The sequence below is a fragment of the Flavobacterium zepuense genome (assembly GCF_007097145.1).
Taxonomy (GTDB): Bacteria; Bacteroidota; Bacteroidia; order Flavobacteriales; family Flavobacteriaceae; genus Flavobacterium; species Flavobacterium zepuense.
Map to the genome: position 1 here is coordinate 336,807 of NZ_VJVZ01000002.1, position 19,352 is coordinate 356,158.

A 19,352-nucleotide genomic window follows, 5' to 3' on the forward strand; every position below is an offset into this window, starting at 1 on the left:
ATTATACCGGTTTTTGGTGCGCTGCCTTAAGCAGGTCGTTAACCGTTTTAACCGGGTTAAAGGTTTTAAGCGGCACCTCTGCAAATACGGTTATCCAACCAGCCATAGCACCGTTCCATAAGCCCGGAAGCTCGTATGATTTTACATCTTTACCCATCCTGTTCTTGTATACAATAAAACCCGTATTAGGATCAATATACTGTGTTAGGTCAAACTTATTGCCTTTGTAATCTTTAAGCCCGCACACAAGGTCTACCGGGTTAAAATGGGTAGATTGCGAGAATATATGGCTTTGTATCTTGTTATCAAGGTCTATTTGCGAGCTCTCTACAATTTGCAGCGATACCCTGCCCCTTTTACCTTTAACCCAGAACGGACCACCACCGGGCTCGCCCTCGTTCTTAACCATACCGCATACGCGGATGGGCCTATCTAAAGACTCCTTAACGTATAAAAATTTATTTTCAAGCGTAAACTTATCAAAATCAGGCGAAATATCAAGCGAAAGCTTGTTAGCAGCAAACTCTACAATTTCGTCCAGCTCATCCTCGCTAAGGTCGCGGTTTTCAATATGCCTCAGGTAGTTAAAAATCTTACCCTGAAGGTCTACCAGCATGCCGCCAAGCGCCTTTTTATAAAGGGCTATGGTTTCCATCTTGGTATGCCTTACGTTATCTATGTTCTTAACAAACACAATATCTGCATCAAGGCGGTTAAGGTTCTCAATAAGAGCGCCGTGGCCTCCCGGCCTAAAGAGCAGGTTGCCTTTTTCGTCCCTAAATGGCTTGTTGTCCATATCTACCGCAAGGGTATCTGTTTCCTTATGCTGGTAGGTAAAGTTAAAACTTATCTTAATACCCGACTCTTCCTCCACAAGGCTCCTAACCTCATTTATAGAGTCCAGGAATCCGTTAAGGTGATTTTCGGATATGGTAAAATGCACGTGCGTTTGCCCCTGAGAGCTGGCGTATGCCACACTTTCCCTTAAATGCTCATATACAGGCGTTGCCGTAAGGTTGCCATAGCAATGAAAAGGCAAAATACCTTTTGGTTTGTTAGCATAATCAAAAAACTCTTCAGACATCATTGTCTTGATAAAGCTGTAGTTACGCGCATCTTCCCTTACGTTTTCATCATCAGCCGTTGGGTATACAACGTGCTTTTCTGATACGGCAGCGATCTCTTTATAAAAAGGGAATTTTTCAAGGCCCAGTAAAAACACCTGTAGCGAATTATCTTTTTTACGGTTTATATATCCGTTAATAGTCTCTTTTTTAGGATCATAGTCGGATATAAAGTCGTGTAAAAACTTAAACATCCTTGTAGCTGCGCCAGATGCAGGCACAAACTTTTTAAGCTTATAGCTCTCTTTCTTAGTGTCAAAATAGCTGGCACAATCTTCGGCCATTTCTTTGGTAAGCATAAAGATACCATCGCCCGGTGTTGCAGGGCGCTCCAGCGTAATTTTATCTATACCATTTTTAAATATAGAAAGCTGGCTGCCAATCTTTTCCTGGCTAATATTTCTTTTGTATATCTGTATAAAATCGGTTATGGTAAGGCCCATTTCAAAAGCCTTTTCAAGCTCTTCTATAATAGATGATACTTTTTCAAACACGTTGTCATACCCATCAATAATGCGCAGGCGCGGGTTGCTGTTAACGCGTAGTTTTTCGGCAAGTATATTAGCCTCTTTATTTTCTTCGGGAGCAATAACAATAGCCATATCCGATTGTTTTGGCATACTTACCAAACCAATGTCTTTAGCTTTAAAGTTAAGGCGGCGGTTGTTTTTTTCTTCGGCAAAAGGTTCCTTGTTTAACAGGCCCGCAGTGTGCTTGCTGTCAAATTCTGCATAAATAGTGATATTTAATGTTGCAGTTTTTTGTCGTGTAAAATTGTCTTCCATGCTATGTAGCCGTAAATGGCAATTACAGTTAAAAATACATTTAAAATACTGGTAAGCGTATAGCCCTTTAGGTAAAAAAGCGGAATGGCTATTATATCCCCGGCTATTAAAAACAGCCAATTTTCGAGCTTTCTCTTTGCAAGAAGGTAAGTTCCTACAAAAAGCAGTCCTGTCATTATTGTATCTGCATAAGCCCACCAATGAACAAGCATGTTAAACCCTATGTAAATACACGACACAAATATAATAGAAACAATGAAGATAATTGCGCATATTTTGTAATCTAAATGCGAAATTTTTGTTATTTTTAAGGATTCTTTAACATTTCTGTATCTTCTCCACAAAATCCAGCCATAAATACTCATATAAAAATAATACAAATTAATAAGTAAATCGCCATAAAGCTGCCATTGCACCAAGAGGTATATATAAATAATGGTACTTGCCAATCCTGTAGGATAAAGGAGTATGCTGTTCTTTTTAGAATAGATAACACTTATAATACCCAAAACAACCGCGGTAGCCTCAAGAATTTTTTGTATGGTGGTATATGTGCTGTACTGGCTAAATAAAGTAGTAATTAAGTAGTTGTAAATGTCGTGCATTAGGTGCAGTTACTAATTGTTCTTACCCAGGCAGTATACAAGGGTAAATTCTTCTATTTCTTCAAAATAAAAGGGGTATTGGGCATGTATGTCTTCAAATTTAACTTGGGCTATGCCTTGTGCATTGGCTAATTCAAACGGAAAGACCTCAATATGCTGCTTAAAGCTTAATCCTTTACGCGACAGCATTTTATAAACCGCCTCTTTAACTCCCCAAATAACAATAAGCTTTTTCATGTAGGTATCTAAGTGTGTGGGGTCCAGGTAGGCAAACTCAGGTTCCATGAACTTCTCTGCTATGGTAATAACCTTTTCACGCTGCATTTCCATATCAATACCACTCTCGCCACTACTTACAATTATAGCCGAAAATGCATACGAATGCGTTATAGATATGGTGTTGCCGTCCTTAAGGTGGGGCTTGCCGTCGGGCGTGTAAAAAAGGTCGTAATCGGTATAGCCTATTTCCTGCATAAGCATGCGCACGCCAAGGAAGGCCTTGCGGTGTGCCTCGCTTTTCATCTTATCCATCTTATGCACACAAACATCCTTAAGCCTCACAGCCTGAGACAGCTCCTCCATGCTTTCGGTGTTTTTCCAGACAAGCAAACGGGTGGTATCATTTATAGTAACAGATTTATATAAAGGCATTTATTATAGTAAAAAGGGCGTTCTTTAAAAACCAATTCATTAAATTTGCAAAAATTTTGGCTAATACAAATATACAATATTCATGAGTACTACAACTACGCCATTTGTGGCTTATAAGGTTAAAGATATTTCGCTTGCGGAATGGGGACGAAAAGAAATAGGGCTTGCCGAAGCAGAAATGCCTGGCCTAATGGCACTTAGGGAAGAGTATGGCGCACAGCAACCTCTTAAAGGTGCGCGCATTGCAGGCTGCCTGCACATGACCATACAAACTGCGGTGCTTATAGAAACCCTTGTTGCCCTTGGCGCAGAGGTTACCTGGAGCTCTTGTAATATATTCTCTACTCAGGACCACGCTGCTGCTGCCATTGCTGCTGCCGGCATACAGGTTTATGCATGGAAAGGCCTTAACGAAGAGGAGTTTGACTGGTGTATTGAGCAAACGCTTTTCTTTGGCGAAGACCGCAAACCGCTTAACATGATCCTTGATGATGGTGGCGACCTTACCAACATGGTTTTTGACCGTTTCCCGGAGCTTGTTGCTGAAATTAAAGGACTTAGCGAAGAAACCACTACGGGTGTTCACCGCCTGTATGAAAGGATGAAGAATGGTACGCTGCTTATGCCGGCCATCAACGTTAACGACTCGGTTACTAAATCTAAATTTGATAATAAATACGGCTGTAAAGAGAGCGCTGTAGATGCGGTTCGCCGTGCTACCGACCTTATGCTTGCCGGTAAACGCGTGATTGTGTGCGGTTATGGCGACGTAGGTAAAGGTACTGCTGCTTCATTTAGGGGTGCAGGATCTATAGTTACAGTTACCGAAATCGACCCTATTTGTGCCCTACAGGCTGCAATGGACGGTTTTGAAGTGAAAAAGCTTGATACTGTGATAGCTACAGCCGATATCATTATTACCACTACCGGTAATAAAGACATTGTTGTGGGCCGCCACTTTGAGCAAATGAAAGATAAAACGGTTGTTTGTAACATCGGACACTTTGATAATGAGATAGATATGGCTTGGTTAAACAAAAACCACGGTGCCTCTAAAATTGAGATCAAACCACAGGTTGATAAGTATACCATTGCAGGTAAAGATATCCTTATCCTTGCCGAAGGCCGCCTTGTTAACCTTGGCTGTGCTACGGGCCACCCAAGCTTTGTAATGAGTAACTCCTTTACAAATCAGACACTTGCGCAATTAGAGCTATGGAATAACAGCGATAAATACAACAACGAAGTGTACATGCTGCCTAAACATCTTGACGAAAAAGTGGCTTCTCTTCACCTTGCTAAGTTAGGTGTTGAACTTGAGACACTTAACAACGAGCAGGCTGCTTATATTGGTGTAGCGGTTGAAGGTCCGTACAAACCGGAATATTACCGTTACTAAGATTAATTTCCGAGTAAAGAATTCAGAATTAAGAGTGAAAAAGCTTCAAAAAGTGCTTAATATTTCACTTTTGGATTTTGAAATGGCCTTTTTGAGTCGAAAATAGTACGATTTTAAGCCCAAAAAGGGCTAAAAAACGTTGATATTTCACTTTTGGATTTTGGATTAAGATTTCAGATTTTAGAATTCAGATTTTAGATTGGAATTTGTTTTCGTGATTTGATTTTTGAAATTTGTAATTTGTAATTTAAATTATATACATTCCCTCATGATTTTTCATGGGGGTTTTGTTTTTAAAAAAGAACAGTATAATTTTGTTATGCCTGCATACGTTATTATAAACAAAAGCATTTTATGTATTTTTTATCGCGCGAACTTTTTTTCCCTCCCCTAAGGCATGCTTCACCCGAAGGCATCATTGCCATAGGAGGCGACCTTTCGCCCGAGCGGTTAATGCTGGCCTACCGCAGCGGCATCTTTCCGTGGTTTGAAGAAGACGAGCCCATACTGTGGTGGTGTCCGCCGGAACGCATGGTACTGCTCTTCCCGGAGCTTAAGGTATCTAAAAGCATGCGCAACATCCTTAATCGCAACATGTTTACCGTTACCTTTAACACCGCTTTTGCCGATGTTATTGCCAACTGCCGTACTATTAAGCGCGACGGGCAAAACGGCACCTGGATAACCCCCGAAATGACCGAGGCTTACTGCAAACTGCACGCCCTGGGCCATGCAAAATCGGTAGAAGTGTGGAAGGATGGCGAACTTGTGGGTGGTTTATACGGAATAGACCTGGGCCATATTTTTTGTGGAGAGAGCATGTTTTCTAAAGTCCCCAATGCAAGCAAAGTAGCGTTTATTGCCCTTGCTAAAAAACTGGAGAACGAAAATTACCGCCTATTAGACTGCCAGGTACATAACGACCACCTGGAGAGCCTTGGTGCCTGCGAAATTTTCAGGGAAGATTTTTTAGAGATACTTACGAGTTAAGATTTCAATTGACAATTTAAAGGTAAGCACTGCTAATAACTCTGATTAGCCTACCGCAATTATATTTCAGACGGAAATTCTTCCTCAACTAATTCGGCAAGTGTTGGCAACGCTTCTCCGTTCCTGATCTTATCTAAAATCAATTGTGTTTCCCTATATTCCATTGCCTCGGGAGAAGTTGAAAATTCTGCTTTAAAGCCTAATTCTTTGATTTTGGCTTCAATTTCTTCTAAAGTGACCTTAAAAAATTCACGCCTGTAATTAAGCATGTTTACCTTCTTCTCAGAAAAAGCCTTATGAAGTTCATATTCTAATGTTCTGGCTTCATCAGAATAAATTAGCGCATGTACGTCAAATTTAAAAGGAACCGAAGCATCCCCTAATTCGCGTACACGGTCTAATGGCTCAAGCCTGCGGGTCATACCAATTTTGTATACATCTTCGCCAAATGAACCAATGTTAGAAATTATGTATACATGCCCTCTCTTAGTTTGCTGCGCCATAGACAAGGCTCGTTCTTTTCTCAACCTCGCTTCTTCCAGTTCAGCTTCCAACAGCGATATTTGTTCCTGTAGTTTAAATTGGGTTTCCGTATCTGCCAAACCAAGCTCTTTCTGTACTTTTTCTAATGCTTTCCTGTAAAGTGATTCTTCTTTTTCAGCCTCACGCTGAACTTTTTCAAACTCACGTCTTGCCTTTTCTTCCTCCCTCAGTTCCTCCTGTATCGCCCGCATTTCTTCTTTTTCCTGTTGCTTTTTTGCCTGATATTCATACTCCAATATAAGTTCTTTCAACTTAAGATTGTAATACTCGTGGCTTATAGAAATTGCATTGTTTTCGGCTAATTTATTTATCGCCTCAAATGACTTGCGTATACGCTCCTTTAGTTGGTTAACGTTGTTCCATTTAACTTTGGCTATTAACGAATCGCTTTCGCCATTGAATGCCCGGAGTGTAAGCTTAATTAATCTTTTGGTAGAAGCAGTACCTTTTGCAACACTGCCGTCAATAGTCCAGTTAATACTGCATTTAGCCGCTGTTTCGGAGTAGAGCATATTCTTTTGCTTCTCACGTATCCTGCCTTGTTCTTCACGATACTCATCAGATTTTTCGAAATCGTAAATCGGCTCGTAAACCCCAAAGTCAATTAAGTCTAATTTATTTTCGTATACACTAATCTCATTGCGAAGTTTGGCATATGTTTCTTTTGAAGTAGAATACTTTGTTTTTAACTCCTGATACTGGCTTTGTAATTTATCAATATTATCCCGTTTTTCTTTTGAGGCAATTTCATAATCGCTTTTTATGGATTTAATTTTTTTATTTAAATCAGCTATTCAGTAAATCTGCCAATGGTCGATTCAAAATTATTGATCTGTAATTCTTTTTCATGAATCATAGAATCCAAAGCTATTTTACTCGACCGTATTTTTTCGTTTAATGCTGCAATTTCGGTATATCTGCCAATAGTCGACTCGAAGTTATTAATTAACAATTCCTTTTCGCGAATTGCTGCATCCAGATCAATAATTGGCTTATACTTTTCTAATAAAGATTCGAGTTCTTTTATTCGTTCTAATTCCTCCCTTTTAAAAAAATCCAGTGCCATAATTATATTGGTTAGTTGCACAAACCTAAATAATAAATTTATAAATACTTTACGGAAATCCTCATTATCACAAAATAAAAAAAGCCGCTTCAACCACAGTTGAAACGGCTTCTCATCATTATAAAGAACTGTAAACATTAATTTAAAAACTGCTTGCGGAACTCCACCGGGCTTAAGCCCGTTTCTTTTTTAAAGAGGCGGCTAAAGTAGGGCGGATTTTCAAAACCCAGCAGGTAGGCAGTTTCAGCCACTGTTTTTTCTGATGCCTGCAATAGGTTCTTGGCCTCACCTATAAGGAAGATATGGATGAGCTCCAGAGCCGTTTTGCCGGTTTCCTGGCGCAGCAGGTCGCTTAAATAGCGTGGGGAGGTGTTAAGCTGCTCTGCCATACTTTTTACGTTAGGCAGGCCGTTATCTTTAAGGCGGCCATCATCAAAATAAGCGCCCAAAAGGTTGTTGAACTTAGACACCGTTTTACCCGAAACCTCTTTACGGTTAATAAACTGGCGCTTGTAAAAGCGCTGTGAATATTTAAGGAGGCTATCTATATGTGTTAGTATAATTTCGCGGCTGTACTCATCCTGGTTATCATAATACTCGCCTTCTATTTTACGGTAAAGTTCCCATATAACAGCCTCTTCTTTTGGCGAAAGGTGCAGGGCCTCATTGGTTTCGTAGTCAAAAAAGCCATACTTTTTAATATCGCCATGCAGCATGTGCCCGTTAAGGTAATCTTCATGAATGTAAATAAGAAAACCATCTTCTTCCAGCTCTAAATCGCGTATCTCTATCACCTGCCTTGGCTTAAGGAACATGAGCGACCCATTAGCATGATCGTAAACGGTGCGCCCGTAGCGTATAACCCCCGACTTCATTTTTTTAAAGCCAACGGTATAGAAGTCGCCAGTAAATTCACCCTCGCCTACACTGCACGCGCTAAGCTTTTGGCACCTTATGAGTCCTAACAATGGATTCTCCGGCGGCGGAAAGCCCACAGCGCGGCACAATTCGCTTATACTTTTGTAATGTTTCATTGTCAATACTGTTTATATACCCCCGCAAAAAGCAGCACTGTAAAGATATAAAATTAATATACCAATCGGTATATTTTTAGTTGCCGTGTGCCGCAACTGCTACATCATTCCACTCTTCCCATTGGGCTATACGTTCCTGGTATACGTTTTTAGCCCAAGGCAATGTATGCTTGCCAAGGAACAGGCGAAGCGGAGGGTTTTTACTATCAACTAATTGAAGCACCGCAGCCGATGTAGCTTCCGGGTCGCCAAAAAAGCCTTCCTGGCTACCGGCTTCGGCAAACGATTCGCGTATGCTGCCATAAATCTCCATAGGTTCGCTTTGCACCGCACTGGCACCACCCCAATCTGTACTAAAACCGTTAGGCTCTATAAGCGATACGTTAATGCCAAACTGTTTAACCTCCTGCGCAAGGGTGTCGCTAAGGCCTTCCACAGCAAATTTAGAGGCGTTATACAGCCCCAGCAGCGGCAGGGTTACAATACCAAGCACGCTTGATACCTGTATGATGTGCCCGTACCCCTGTGCCCTGAAAACAGGCAGTGCAGCCTGTGTTACCCACAGCAGGCCAAACACGTTGGTTTCAATTTGCTGGCGTGCCTGCTCCTCGGTAGTTTCTTCTATAGTGCCAAACAATCCGTAACCGGCGTTGTTTATTACTACATCCAACCCGCCAAAATGGTCGGCGGCATTTTTAACCGCAGCAAAGGCATCGGCACGGTTGTTAACATCAAGTTTAATGGGTAGTACAGCATCGCCGTAAGTAGCTACAAGGTCGGCCAGGTCGGCAGTATTACGGGCAGTGGCAGCAACTCTATCGCCACGTTTTAAAAAGGCTTCGGCCCAAAGTTTACCAAACCCACGAGATGCTCCTGTTATAAAAATTGTTTTTGACATGATTTTGTTTCTTTAAGATTATGATACAAAGTTATGCCCACGGTGCCCGTGCCGACTTATACAAACGAGCGGAAAGATGATACAGATTACCGTTTGAAATGACAATAAAGGTAATTTGGTGATTTGGTAATTTGGTGATTTGATTTGTGAAAATTTGTGCTAATTCGTGTCAAAAAAAATTGCGATAATCCCGACAAGAATTACACTAATTTGCACAGATTAAATTAGATACATAATCTTGGTAAATTTGCGCAATTTGTGAAAATTCGTGTCTAAAAACTTTATGATTTGCTTTACATAACCATTTTTCTTATGCAAAAATATCAATAAACAAAAAAACCGCCCCTACATCAGCAGGGGCGGTTTAGTGTTATTCTGCGATAGCGTTTCCTTTGCTATCAAAAAAGTGGTATTCTAAATACGTGTAAGCGTCACGTGGTATAACTTTTATCCATTTTTTGTGCTCTAAATACCATTTAGTGCGTATGGATGGGAAACCTTTGGTAAGGTATGCGGCAACAAAAGGGTGTGCATTAATCACTACTTTTTTGTGGCCTTTTAATCGTTCCAGGTCGGCCGAAATACGGTCTATCACCAAAATCGGGGCTTCTATCTCCTGATTTTCGTTGTTGGGGTCTTCTTCCCTCGTTTTGATGTTAACCTCTGGCCTAACTCTTTGCCGCGTAATTTGCACTAAGCCAAATTTACTCGGTGGCAGGATCTTGTGTTTAGCTTTATCGTCGCTCATTTCTTCTCTAAGGAAGTCGTAGAGCTTTTTCCTATTGTCGGGGTTAGACATGTCTATAAAATCCACAACAATAATCCCTCCCATATCCCTTAATCGCAGCTGGCGCGCAATCTCTGCGGCAGCTATAAGGTTAACTTCAAGGGCGGTATCTTCTTGGCTAAGGGCCTTGTTAGAGCGGTTGCCACTGTTAACGTCTATAACGTGCAATGCCTCTGTATGCTCTATAATTAAATAGGCGCCTTTGCTCATAGATACCGTTTTGCCAAAAGAGGTTTTAATTTGCCGCTCTATGTTGTATTTTTCAAATAGAGGCAGCTCCCTGCTTTGGTAATGTTTTACGATATTCGCTTTTTGGGGAGCTATCTCCTGCAGATAGTCCTTTGTTGCATAAAATAAGTCTTCGTCATCTACATAAATCCCGGTAAAAGTGTCGTTAAACACATCGCGGAGGATAGATGAAACCTTATTTACTTCGCCCAGCACTTTACTTGGGTGATGGGCACTGGGAATCCTCTTGCACATGCCTGTCCATTTGTCCAGCAGGTTTTGTAGGTCTTTATCCAGTTCTGCTACTTTTTTCCCTTCGGCTACCGTTCTTACGATAACGCCAAAACCTTTAGGCCTTATAGATTGTACGAGGCGTTTAAGGCGGTCTTTTTCTTCTTTAGAATCTATTTTTTGAGAAATAGAAATCCTGTCGCTAAAAGGCACCAGCACCACATAACGGCCAGCCATGCTAAGCTCACTGCTTATCCTTGGGCCTTTGGTACTAATAGGCTCTTTTACAACCTGAACTAAAATAGACTGGTTAGAGCTAAGCACATCGGCTATGGCACCATCTTTATCTATTTCTTTTTCAAAAGGGAAACTTTTTAGGGTGTAGTCTTTTAATTTACCTGCGCTTACAAGTTTAATGAATTTCATCATGGATGGCAGGTTAGGCCCTAAATCGTGGTAATGCAAAAAGGCATCTTTCTCAAAGCCTACATTTACAAACGCGGCGTTTAAGCCGGCCACTGGCTTACGGATCTTAGCAATAAAAATATCGCCTACCGCAAACAGGTTCTTGTCTTCCTTTTCCTTGTGTAATTCTATTAGTTTTCCATCTTTTAATAAGGCAAAATCTACGGCTTCAGAACCAGATCGAATAATTAATTCCTTGTTCACACTGTACATTTTTATCCGTACAAGTTTTAAGCTTACAGTTTATGGTTTACAGTTTAAAGGCAGCACCTTTAACTGTTAACTGACAACTGACAACCGTTAACTAAAATACAGATGGATTAAACAATAATTTACAGGTATTGTTGTACCCGGAGAGAGCAGTTGTCGGTAACAGTTTTCAGGAGGCACTGCCAAATCTGAAATCTAAAATCTGCAATCTGCAATCTTTCTTTCAATGAACTTAATTTTGAGATAGTTAGACTAAAGATAATAGATTAAAGGCTACAGTAATGTGTCTCTCGTCTATTATCTTATGTCTTTCAGTCTCTTTTAAAAACTTTTTCCTAAAAAAAGAAAAAAGTAGTTTGCACTACTTTTTCTTTTTGTGACGGTTAGCTCTCGCTCTCTTTTTACGTTTGTGAGTAGCTACCTTATGTCTTTTTCTTTTTTTACCACTTGGCATAACATGTAAAGGGTTTGGTGGTTAATAATTAATTAGTTTGCTTTTACTTCGGTGTTTGTTTTTACACCGTCAACAAATATTTTTGCTGGCTTAAATGCCGGAATGTTGTGCGCAGGTATTTTAATTGTGGTATTTTTGGAAATATTCCTTCCAGTTTTTTCAGCACGTGTTTTAATGATAAAACTTCCGAAACCTCTTAGGTATACGTTATCTCCGGTTTCAAGTGATGTCTTTACTTCTTCCATAAAAGACTCAACTGTTGCTTGTACATCTCCTTTTTCTAGTCCAAGTTTCTCCGAAATTTTCGCTACGATGTCTGCTTTCGTCATTTTCTTTCTAAATTTATTATTGTGTGTATTTTTTTTGAGTGCGCAAATATAAGAATTAAAAAAACAATAATTCAAGGTTAATGCATTAAAATTTAATAACATAAACTTTTACTTTTGCAAACCCTACCTTAATCATGGAGTTTTCTAAGTCTTTAATAAATTGGTATTTACAAAATAAACGCGATTTGCCCTGGCGCAAAACACCGCAGCCCTACCCCGTTTGGTTATCTGAAATTATGCTTCAGCAAACGCGTGTAGCACAGGGTTTACCCTATTTTTTAAAATTTATTGATGCTTTTCCTACCGTACATGATATGGCCGCCGCCCACGAGGAGCAGGTGCTAAAATTATGGCAGGGCCTGGGCTATTACAGTCGCGCCCGCAACCTGCACGCCACCGCAAAACAGGTAGCTTTTGATATGGGCGGAAACTTCCCTAACAGTTATGCAGGGCTGCTAAAGCTTAAAGGCGTGGGCGATTATACTGCTGCCGCCATTGCCTCTATAAGTTATGGAGAGGCTGTGCCCGTTGTAGATGGTAACGTTTACAGGGTGCTCTCCCGCGTTTTTGGGGTTGAGACAGATATTTCTTCATCGGGGGCTAAAAAGGAGTTTACAGCCCTTGCAGCATCGCTTATGCCTAAAAAACAGGCATCGGAGTTTAACCAGGCCATTATGGAGTTTGGCGCTTTGCAGTGCGTACCCAAAAACCCCAACTGCAGTGTTTGCATTTTTAACCGCGATTGCGTAGCCTTTTTAACCGGCAAGGTAAACCAGCTGCCCGTAAAGTTAAAGAAGACCAAAGTGACCAACCGTTTTTTTAATTACCTTATAATAAAGGATGCTAACGGTAACACCCTTATTAACCGCCGTGGCGATAAAGGCATCTGGCACGGGCTGTATGAATTTCCTGTTGTGGAGACCGAAACGCTGACATCCGAAGCCGAAACTGTTGCCTTAATTGAGGCTACCACAGCATTAAATTTTTCGCCGAAAGGCATACGATTGCTGCATCCTGATGTGATTATCCACAAGCTTTCGCACCAAAAACTCCACATAAGATTTTGGGAAGTAACTTCTGACACCGTTCTGCCCGAAGCTGTTGATATTGAGCAAATAAAAACTTTTCCGCTGCCCATTGTCATTCATAATTTTATAGAGAACAATTGGCAATGATGATTAATTTTATTACATTTGGTTAACACAAAAACAAAACAATGAACGGTACGTTAAACAAAGTAATGCTTATTGGGCATTTGGGCGACGAGGTAAAGATCCACTACTTTGAAGGTGGCAATTGCATCGGGCGTTTTCCACTTGCTACAAACGAGGTTTACATTAATAAGCAAACTAACGAAAAGATAACCTCTACCGAGTGGCACAACCTTGTGGTGCGCAACAAGGCAGCCGAAATTTGCGAGAAATACCTTAGTAAAGGGGATAAGATCTATATAGAAGGACGCATAAAATCGCGCCAGTGGCAGGGTGAAGACGGCAGTACCAAATATACTACAGAGATACAGGTAACCGAATTTACATTCCTTACCACTAAAAAAGAAATTGACAACCACAACCGTCAGCCTGTTAGCGCAGGCCAGGAGCCTGCAAAAACAGCTGCTTATGATATACCTAACGTGCCGGCGCCAGAAGACGACCTGCCGTTTTGATTGTTTAACTAATACCCCCTATTTTGGACCCCGGCCCCACGAGCATATTTAGTATAGATTATAACCTTGTTATAGGGTTTACAGCCATTGTTGTGCTGCTTCTTTGTTCTGCATTTATATCGGGTACAGAGGTGGCGCTGTTTAGCCTCACTAAAGACGACCTTGACAAGATTAACAGCAAAGACAAAAAAAAGGGCAGCCTTATAGCTACCCTGCTCGAAAAGCCTAAAAAGCTTTTAGCCACCATTGTTATTACCAACACCTTCATAAACATAGGCATTATCATACTGTTCTTCCGTATGAATGCCTTCTCGGCCATACTCCTGCCCGGCCTGCGCTTTGCGGTAGAGGTTGCCATTATTACCCTGCTTATCTTACTGTTTGGCGAAGTATTACCCAAGGTATATGCCGGGCGAAACAGCCGACGCTTTGCCAAAAAAATAGCCTGGCCGCTGTTTGTGCTTAACAAACTGCTGTCGCCGCTTAGCATACCCATGCGCGAGGCCACATTATGGCTCAACAAGAAATTCGGCGTGCAAAAATCAGAATTTTCTATTGATAGGCTGTCGCAGGCGCTGGAACTGACCGATTATGGCGATGCTACTGCCGAGGAACAAAAAATACTACAGGGCATTGTAAGCTTTGGCAATACCGATGCAAAACAGGTTATGAGTCCGCGTATTGATATTTTTGCATTAGATATAGAGGAGCCTTTTAGCAAAATAATGCCCAAGATCGTAGATACCGGTTTTTCGCGCATACCGGTGTACCGCGACAATATTGACAAGATCGAGGGTGTACTATTCATAAAAGACCTCATACCCCACATTGATGACGACGATTTTGAGTGGCAGTCTATTCTCCGCGAGCCATTCTTTGTACCCGAAAATAAAAAGCTGGACAACCTGCTTAAAGAATTTCAGGAAATGAAAAACCACCTTGCCGTAGTGGTAGATGAGTACGGCGGTACATCGGGCATTATATCATTAGAGGATATACTTGAAGAAATTGTGGGCGATATTAGCGATGAGTTTGATGATGAGGATATTATATACTCTAAGTTAGACGACCGCAACTACCTTTTTGACGGCAAGATAAGCCTCAAGGATTTTTACCGCATAACCGAGGTTAACGAAGATACTTTTGAGGAAGCCAAAGGCGAAGCCGAAACCCTGGCGGGACTGCTGCTGGAGATTACAGGCAATTTTCCTAAAAAAGCACAAAAAATTAGCTTTAATGGCAATATCTTTACCGTCGAATCTGTTGATAGGAGAAGGATAAAACAAATCAAGGTTACGCTTGCATGAAAATACCAAATAAAATACCGGGTTTATTGCTTTTACTTACTCTTGCACTGCTAACATCGTGCAAAGAAGATACCCTGCCCAAACCACAGGCCTACCTAAGGCTGGAGTACCCCATGGGTACATACAAACCTTTTGAGGCCAATTGCCCTTATACCTTTGGCTACAACTCGCTTGCTATTGTTAAAGACAAAGGCAACTGTAACTTTACTATAGAGTACCCTAAAATGAAGGCTACCATTTACCTAACCTATAAGCCTGTAACCAACAACAACCTTGATTCGCTGTTGCGCGATGCCGAAGAGCTAACCTACAAGCACGTTATTAAAGCTGAATCTATAGATGCGCAGCCGTACAGGAACCCCGGTAAAAAGGTGTATGGTATGTTCTCCCAGGTGGGTGGTAACGCAGCTACTAACGCACAGTTTTTTGTAACCGATAGCACACGCCATTTTTTAACGGCATCTATGTATTTTTACGCCAAGCCTAATTTCGATTCGGTTATGCCGGCAGCTGCCTATATTAAAGAAGACATGCAAAACATCATGGAAACCCTTAAGTGGAAATAATTTTTTAATTAGGAATTTCAAATTACGAATTATGACTGAGCTTGAATTACGAATTTCAAATTACGAATTACGATTCTCCTGAATATAATAAGACACGAACCTGCCTGCCGGCAGGCAGGTTCGTGTCTTTGCTTTTATTTAGAGTTTATTGGTAAAAATTCGTAATTCGTAATTCGTAATTCGTAATTCGTAATTACCCAACGTTTTCCAGCAGCAGTGTTATTTCTTCCATAGTGCTGTGTCCCTTATCCTGCAAATACCATTTTTGCAGTTCGGTTTTGGCCTCAGGAGGTATGGTCCCGAATTTCTCTTTATACTCGCGTATCAGCTGCGCACCACCCTGCGGCCTTGGCCCCCAGCTTGCACGCGCATTTTGCTCATCATCCAGCAGCACAAGCTTAGGTATAGAGCGGGCACCGTTGGTAAGGTATTCGTCCATCAGTTCCGGGTTATCATCGCGCAAAACAATCTGTACATCCAGCTTATCGGTAGCTTCAGCAAGTTTATTAATAACCGGCAGTATTTGGGCAGCATCGCCACACCAGCCTTCCGAAATTATTAAAAGCGTATGCTCTTTTTTAAGGTTCGCCAGTCGGTTTTTAATATCTTCCGGCAGTTTTACGGTCTTATCAAGGCGGTTCATGCGCACCTCGTTAAGGGTAGTATAATGGGTTAAGGCTTCGCTTTGGGTAGCACCCGTGCTAAGGCCATCTAATAAAAGTTGCGACACATGCGCCCTGTACTCGCTATAGGAATAGCTGTTTTTAAGGCTTTTTTCAATTAACGCTACATCTGTTATCATAACTGCAAAATTTAATGCAAAAATACTTCAACTTTTAATATATCAAAAAAAAGACCATAACAGAAAAAACTGTAATTTAGTCAGGAAATCACAACCGAAATGAAATTTGACGGAAACACCATTGGCATCATCCTTTCCGGGGGTGGTACCAAAGGCATAGCCCACGCGGGCGTATTAAAGTTTTTTGATGAGATAGGCATCCGCCCGTCGCACATTGCAGGAACCAGTTCAGGCGCCATTGTGTCAGCACTTTACGCCTGGGGCAAACAACCCGAAGAGATACTGGAATTCTTTAAATCCATTTACTTTTTCCACTGGAGGCACTTTACCTTTCGCAAGCCCGGATTTATAGATTCGGTAGCCTTTAAAGATTATTTTGACGGTATTTTTAAAGATGCCACTCTGGGCGACCTGCCCTACAAAATGCACCTAACGGCAACCGACTTAGTATCGGGCAAGCTAAAGATATTTGGGTCGGAAACTAAAGTAGCCGATGCCGTGCTGGCTTCCTCTGCATTTCCCGGCATCATATCTCCCTATGAGATAGAAGGCAGGCTGTACAGCGATGGCGGTATTATAAACCACTTCCCTACCGATATTTTGCAGGGCCGCTGCGATACGCTTATCGGTGTTTACGTGAGTCCCATCCAAAAGATAGACAAAGAAGACCTTACTTCTATAAAAGCTGTAACCACGCGCGCTTACGATTTGCTTTCGGCCAACAGCAACATGCAAAAATTTACGCTGTGCGACTGGGTTATAAGCCCCGATGAGCTGGCGCTTTTCAGCACATTTGAAACCAACAAAGCCAAAATGGATGAGATCTTCCAGATTGGTTATGAAGCCGCTAAAAAGTCGTACGAGGATTTGATTGTTTGATAGTCCTTACCCCCAACCCCTTTCCAAAGGAGAGGGGAGTAGCTACACTGAGGCAGAACATATAGAGAACATCAATGAGTAAGCCGTAATGAGTGAAGCTTAGCCTTAAACTTCGTTGCGTTAAGCAAAATAGAAGTTGATGCGTTAAGAATCATTTGCTGTTTGAGCGCAGCGAGTTCAAATGATTTAGCCGATGCTTCTATTTTGTAGCATAAGAAGTTATAGCCTTGAATTTTTGGTTCTTTTGTTTCAAGACAAAAGAACATGTATTGTAATAATTTCATCATAAAATCTCTATATCCACAAAAACAATTATTACTATATTTGCACCACAAAAATATCCCTATGAAATACAACAGAATCCTGTTAAAGCTAAGCGGTGAGGCCCTTATGGGCGAAAGGCAATATGGTATAGACCCGCAAAGGCTTGCCGAATACGCACAGGAAATTAAGCAGATACATGATAAAGGCGTGCAAATTGCCATTGTTATAGGAGGCGGTAACATCTTTAGGGGGTTAGCCGGGGCCAGCAATGGTATGGACAGGGTTCAGGGAGATTACATGGGTATGCTTGCCACTGTTATTAACGGCATGGCATTACAGGGCGCCCTTGAAGACGCCGGTATGCAAACCCGCCTGCAAACAGCGCTTGAAATTAAAGCCATTGCAGAGCCGTACATTAAAAGAAAAGCCGTACGCCACCTTGAAAAAGGCCGTATCGTTATATTTGGCGCCGGTACAGGTAACCCATATTTTACTACCGATACCGCTGCTGTACTTAGGGGTGTAGAGGTTGAGGCCGATGTAATACTCAAAGGTACCCGCGTAGATGGTATTTATACTGCCGACCCTGAGAAAGACCTTAGCGCCACTAAATATGACACCCTTACTTTTGAAGACGTGCTTAAAAAAGGCCTTAACGTAATGGACACCACTGCTTTTACACTGAGCCAGGAAAATGCATTGCCAATTATTGTTTTTGATATGAACAAACCGGGCAACCTTGTAAAAGTTTGCGAAGGCGAATTGGTAGGAACTACTGTAAACGTTTAATTTTTTATACCCGTAAGAATTAAAAAACTATGGAAGAGATTGAATTTATTTTAGATAGCACAAAAGAATCGATGGAAGGTTCTTTAACCCACTTAGAAAAAGAATTTTTAAATATACGTGCCGGTAAGGCCAGCCCTGCAATGCTCGGCGGCGTTAAGGTAGATTATTACGGGTCGCAAACCCCAATAAGCCAGGTGGCTAACATTAACGTACCCGATGCGCGGACTATTACCGTTACCCCTTGGGAAAAAAACATGCTGCACCCTATAGAAAAAGCCATCATGATAGCTAATCTTGGGTTTAACCCAATGAACAATGGCGATAACATCATCATTAGTGTTCCTGCGTTAACCGAAGAAAGAAGGCGCGACCTTGCCAAACAGGCTAAAGTTGAGGCCGAGGATGCTAAAATAGGTGTGCGCAGCGCCCGTAAGGATGCCAATACCGATATTAAGAAATTGGAAAAAGACGGACTATCGGAAGACGTGTGCAAAGGCGCCGAAGAAGAAGTTCAGGAGCTTACCAACGCTTATATAAAGAAAATTGACGAGCTGCTTGCCCTTAAAGAAGCAGAGATTATGAAAGTATAATTGAAAGTCCGCCCAACGGCGGATTTTTTTTGCAATCATAAAATCAAAGAAAAGTCGTTATCTTTATATCTTCAAAAATTATTACAATGGATGCTGTCAAAAAACTGGAATTGCTTGACTGGGTGCTAAACCTTCAAAATGATAGTATGCTTCAAAAACTTTGGGCATTAAAAGATGAAGCTAATACATATCCGCAAGACGAAATTGTGGGTTATTCTGCTTTGGGTGAGCCTATGAACATTGCTATGTACAGGGCCAGGCTTGAACAGGGTAAAAAAGATTATGAAGAAGGGCGCTATACAAGCCACGAAGATTTTTTGAAAGAAATAGACAACTGGTAAAATGCCCCAAACTCTAAACATTGTATGGTCTGCAAGGGCTCAGGCAGATATTTTGGATATCTATAATACCCTCCTTGAAAAGAATTCTAAAGAAACTGCGCGAAAAATTCGAAAAGAGATTGTCTCTGCACCTGAAGGAATTGTCTTTCCTGAGCAATTTCAATATGACGAATATGGTTTTATGTACAGGCGGATAATAGTGCGCAATTACAAAATATTTTATGACGCGGATGGCAATAAAATTGTAATCGTAAGCGTATTCAATACCCACAGGCATCCTTCTCTAATGAAAGGCTGATTATTACCAACCCAATGAGGCTGTTAAACTTTTTATTTTTATTAATTACTA

The 19,352-nt window shown here is 41.3% G+C and carries 21 protein-coding genes; 11 read left to right on the forward strand and 10 right to left on the reverse strand.

Features of this window, described 5'->3' with window-relative positions:
- Position 1: 1 nt before the first annotated feature.
- Genes FMM05_RS04325 through FMM05_RS04335 form a run of 3 tightly spaced genes read right to left on the reverse strand, consistent with a single transcriptional unit; the run spans position 2 to position 3,165 of the window.
- Complete coding sequence (locus FMM05_RS04325) at positions 2 to 1,909, reverse strand: DUF4301 family protein (protein ID WP_143372107.1); 1,908 nt, start codon at positions 1,907 to 1,909, stop codon at positions 2 to 4.
- Entirely contained in the window at positions 1,870 to 2,514 is a 645-nt protein-coding gene (gene pnuC, locus FMM05_RS04330) for a nicotinamide riboside transporter PnuC (RefSeq protein WP_143372108.1), read from the reverse strand. Before pnuC ends, FMM05_RS04325 begins: the two co-directional genes overlap by 40 nt.
- Before the next feature lie 12 nt (positions 2,515 to 2,526).
- On the reverse strand, positions 2,527 to 3,165 hold the full coding sequence (locus tag FMM05_RS04335; RefSeq protein ID WP_143372109.1) for a 4'-phosphopantetheinyl transferase family protein: 639 nt from the start codon (positions 3,163 to 3,165) through the stop codon (positions 2,527 to 2,529).
- An 82-nt stretch (positions 3,166 to 3,247) separates the two neighbouring features.
- On the opposite strand from FMM05_RS04335, the gene ahcY reads away from it, so the two are divergent.
- Together ahcY and aat are read left to right on the forward strand one after the other, a co-directional pair.
- The gene (gene ahcY, locus FMM05_RS04340) at positions 3,248 to 4,564 is read left to right on the forward strand and encodes an adenosylhomocysteinase (protein ID WP_143372110.1); all 1,317 of its coding nucleotides are present in this window, start codon (positions 3,248 to 3,250) and stop codon (positions 4,562 to 4,564) included.
- A 354-nt stretch (positions 4,565 to 4,918) separates the two neighbouring features.
- Positions 4,919 to 5,554 carry a leucyl/phenylalanyl-tRNA--protein transferase gene (gene aat / locus FMM05_RS04345; RefSeq protein ID WP_143372111.1) on the forward strand — a complete coding sequence of 212 codons (636 nt, stop codon included), beginning with the start codon at positions 4,919 to 4,921 and terminating at the stop codon, positions 5,552 to 5,554.
- A gap of 59 nt (positions 5,555 to 5,613) precedes the next feature.
- On the opposite strand, the gene FMM05_RS04350 is transcribed toward aat, so the two are convergent.
- The 6 genes from FMM05_RS04350 to FMM05_RS04375 all read right to left on the reverse strand — a co-directional run bounded on the left by FMM05_RS04350 (position 5,614) and on the right by FMM05_RS04375 (position 11,799).
- Positions 5,614 to 6,609, reverse strand: a complete 996-nt coding sequence (locus FMM05_RS04350; protein WP_143372112.1) for a DUF4041 domain-containing protein — start codon at positions 6,607 to 6,609, stop codon at positions 5,614 to 5,616.
- A 278-nt stretch (positions 6,610 to 6,887) separates the two neighbouring features.
- Positions 6,888 to 7,163 carry a hypothetical protein gene (locus FMM05_RS04355; RefSeq protein WP_143372113.1) on the reverse strand — a complete coding sequence of 92 codons (276 nt, stop codon included), beginning with the start codon at positions 7,161 to 7,163 and terminating at the stop codon, positions 6,888 to 6,890.
- Positions 7,164 to 7,300: 137 nt separating this feature from the next.
- The gene (locus FMM05_RS04360) at positions 7,301 to 8,197 is read right to left on the reverse strand and encodes a helix-turn-helix domain-containing protein (protein WP_143372114.1); all 897 of its coding nucleotides are present in this window, start codon (positions 8,195 to 8,197) and stop codon (positions 7,301 to 7,303) included.
- Positions 8,198 to 8,273: 76 nt separating this feature from the next.
- Positions 8,274 to 9,095 carry an SDR family NAD(P)-dependent oxidoreductase gene (locus FMM05_RS04365; protein ID WP_143372115.1) on the reverse strand — a complete coding sequence of 274 codons (822 nt, stop codon included), beginning with the start codon at positions 9,093 to 9,095 and terminating at the stop codon, positions 8,274 to 8,276.
- A gap of 370 nt (positions 9,096 to 9,465) precedes the next feature.
- Entirely contained in the window at positions 9,466 to 11,019 is a 1,554-nt protein-coding gene (locus FMM05_RS04370; RefSeq protein WP_185965499.1) for an Rne/Rng family ribonuclease, read from the reverse strand.
- 483 nt (positions 11,020 to 11,502) lie between these two features.
- On the reverse strand, positions 11,503 to 11,799 hold the full coding sequence (locus tag FMM05_RS04375; RefSeq protein WP_026989950.1) for an HU family DNA-binding protein: 297 nt from the start codon (positions 11,797 to 11,799) through the stop codon (positions 11,503 to 11,505).
- A gap of 134 nt (positions 11,800 to 11,933) precedes the next feature.
- Between FMM05_RS04375 and mutY the strand changes: the two genes are divergently transcribed.
- From mutY to gldD, 4 genes are read left to right on the forward strand one after another with little or no spacing between them, the layout of a single operon-like run.
- A complete protein-coding gene (gene mutY / locus FMM05_RS04380) occupies positions 11,934 to 12,974 on the forward strand; it encodes an A/G-specific adenine glycosylase (RefSeq protein ID WP_143372117.1) in 1,041 nt (346 codons plus the stop codon).
- A 41-nt stretch (positions 12,975 to 13,015) separates the two neighbouring features.
- Positions 13,016 to 13,465, forward strand: coding sequence for a single-stranded DNA-binding protein (locus FMM05_RS04385; RefSeq protein ID WP_143372118.1), 450 nt, complete (start codon positions 13,016 to 13,018; stop codon positions 13,463 to 13,465).
- A 23-nt stretch (positions 13,466 to 13,488) separates the two neighbouring features.
- On the forward strand, positions 13,489 to 14,772 hold the full coding sequence (locus tag FMM05_RS04390; RefSeq protein WP_143372119.1) for a gliding motility-associated protein GldE: 1,284 nt from the start codon (positions 13,489 to 13,491) through the stop codon (positions 14,770 to 14,772).
- On the forward strand, positions 14,769 to 15,338 hold the full coding sequence (gldD, locus tag FMM05_RS04395; RefSeq protein WP_143372120.1) for a gliding motility lipoprotein GldD: 570 nt from the start codon (positions 14,769 to 14,771) through the stop codon (positions 15,336 to 15,338). The genes FMM05_RS04390 and gldD overlap by 4 nt, the downstream gene beginning before the upstream one ends.
- 193 nt (positions 15,339 to 15,531) lie before the next feature.
- Here the strand turns inward: gldD and FMM05_RS04400 are convergent, their stop codons facing one another.
- Complete coding sequence (locus FMM05_RS04400; RefSeq protein ID WP_143372121.1) at positions 15,532 to 16,140, reverse strand: thioredoxin family protein; 609 nt, start codon at positions 16,138 to 16,140, stop codon at positions 15,532 to 15,534.
- A 99-nt stretch (positions 16,141 to 16,239) separates the two neighbouring features.
- On the opposite strand from FMM05_RS04400, the gene FMM05_RS04405 reads away from it, so the two are divergent.
- The 5 genes from FMM05_RS04405 (at position 16,240) to FMM05_RS04425 (ending at position 19,301) form a co-directional block, all read left to right on the forward strand.
- Positions 16,240 to 17,019 (forward strand): patatin-like phospholipase family protein, encoded by a 780-nt coding sequence (locus FMM05_RS04405; RefSeq protein ID WP_143372122.1) that lies wholly within the window; start codon positions 16,240 to 16,242, stop codon positions 17,017 to 17,019.
- Between the two features lie 345 nt (positions 17,020 to 17,364).
- Positions 17,365 to 18,072 (forward strand): UMP kinase, encoded by a 708-nt coding sequence (pyrH, locus tag FMM05_RS04410; RefSeq protein ID WP_143372123.1) that lies wholly within the window; start codon positions 17,365 to 17,367, stop codon positions 18,070 to 18,072.
- Positions 18,073 to 18,101: 29 nt separating this feature from the next.
- A complete protein-coding gene (gene frr, locus FMM05_RS04415) occupies positions 18,102 to 18,662 on the forward strand; it encodes a ribosome recycling factor (RefSeq protein ID WP_143372124.1) in 561 nt (186 codons plus the stop codon).
- Positions 18,663 to 18,748: 86 nt separating this feature from the next.
- Positions 18,749 to 19,003 carry a hypothetical protein gene (locus tag FMM05_RS04420; protein WP_143372125.1) on the forward strand — a complete coding sequence of 85 codons (255 nt, stop codon included), beginning with the start codon at positions 18,749 to 18,751 and terminating at the stop codon, positions 19,001 to 19,003.
- Between the two features lies 1 nt (position 19,004).
- Positions 19,005 to 19,301, forward strand: coding sequence for a type II toxin-antitoxin system RelE/ParE family toxin (locus FMM05_RS04425; RefSeq protein ID WP_143372126.1), 297 nt, complete (start codon positions 19,005 to 19,007; stop codon positions 19,299 to 19,301).
- The last annotated feature ends 51 nt before the right edge of the window (positions 19,302 to 19,352 follow it).

Excerpts from the sequence above, each read along its gene's own strand:
- FMM05_RS04355 (WP_143372113.1), bottom strand. The coding sequence starts at position 7,163 with ATGGCACTGGATTTTTTTAAAAGGGAGGAATTAGAACGAATAAAAGAA.
- FMM05_RS04335 (WP_143372109.1), bottom strand. The coding sequence starts at position 3,165 with ATGCCTTTATATAAATCTGTTACTATAAATGATACCACCCGTTTGCTT.
- FMM05_RS04365 (WP_143372115.1), bottom strand. The coding sequence starts at position 9,095 with ATGTCAAAAACAATTTTTATAACAGGAGCATCTCGTGGGTTTGGTAAA.
- FMM05_RS04370 (WP_185965499.1), bottom strand. The coding sequence starts at position 11,019 with ATGTACAGTGTGAACAAGGAATTAATTATTCGATCTGGTTCTGAAGCC.
- FMM05_RS04425 (WP_143372126.1), top strand. The coding sequence starts at position 19,005 with ATGCCCCAAACTCTAAACATTGTATGGTCTGCAAGGGCTCAGGCAGAT.
- FMM05_RS04420 (WP_143372125.1), top strand. The coding sequence starts at position 18,749 with ATGGATGCTGTCAAAAAACTGGAATTGCTTGACTGGGTGCTAAACCTT.
- pyrH (WP_143372123.1), top strand. The coding sequence starts at position 17,365 with ATGAAATACAACAGAATCCTGTTAAAGCTAAGCGGTGAGGCCCTTATG.
- FMM05_RS04385 (WP_143372118.1), top strand. The coding sequence starts at position 13,016 with ATGAACGGTACGTTAAACAAAGTAATGCTTATTGGGCATTTGGGCGAC.
- frr (WP_143372124.1), top strand. The coding sequence starts at position 18,102 with ATGGAAGAGATTGAATTTATTTTAGATAGCACAAAAGAATCGATGGAA.
- FMM05_RS04405 (WP_143372122.1), top strand. The coding sequence starts at position 16,240 with ATGAAATTTGACGGAAACACCATTGGCATCATCCTTTCCGGGGGTGGT.
- FMM05_RS04360 (WP_143372114.1), bottom strand. The coding sequence starts at position 8,197 with ATGAAACATTACAAAAGTATAAGCGAATTGTGCCGCGCTGTGGGCTTT.
- aat (WP_143372111.1), top strand. The coding sequence starts at position 4,919 with ATGTATTTTTTATCGCGCGAACTTTTTTTCCCTCCCCTAAGGCATGCT.
- FMM05_RS04325 (WP_143372107.1), bottom strand. The coding sequence starts at position 1,909 with ATGGAAGACAATTTTACACGACAAAAAACTGCAACATTAAATATCACT.
- FMM05_RS04350 (WP_143372112.1), bottom strand. The coding sequence starts at position 6,609 with ATGCTCTACTCCGAAACAGCGGCTAAATGCAGTATTAACTGGACTATT.
- FMM05_RS04375 (WP_026989950.1), bottom strand. The coding sequence starts at position 11,799 with ATGACGAAAGCAGACATCGTAGCGAAAATTTCGGAGAAACTTGGACTA.
- ahcY (WP_143372110.1), top strand. The coding sequence starts at position 3,248 with ATGAGTACTACAACTACGCCATTTGTGGCTTATAAGGTTAAAGATATT.
- mutY (WP_143372117.1), top strand. The coding sequence starts at position 11,934 with ATGGAGTTTTCTAAGTCTTTAATAAATTGGTATTTACAAAATAAACGC.
- FMM05_RS04400 (WP_143372121.1), bottom strand. The coding sequence starts at position 16,140 with ATGATAACAGATGTAGCGTTAATTGAAAAAAGCCTTAAAAACAGCTAT.
- pnuC (WP_143372108.1), bottom strand. The coding sequence starts at position 2,514 with ATGCACGACATTTACAACTACTTAATTACTACTTTATTTAGCCAGTAC.
- gldD (WP_143372120.1), top strand. The coding sequence starts at position 14,769 with ATGAAAATACCAAATAAAATACCGGGTTTATTGCTTTTACTTACTCTT.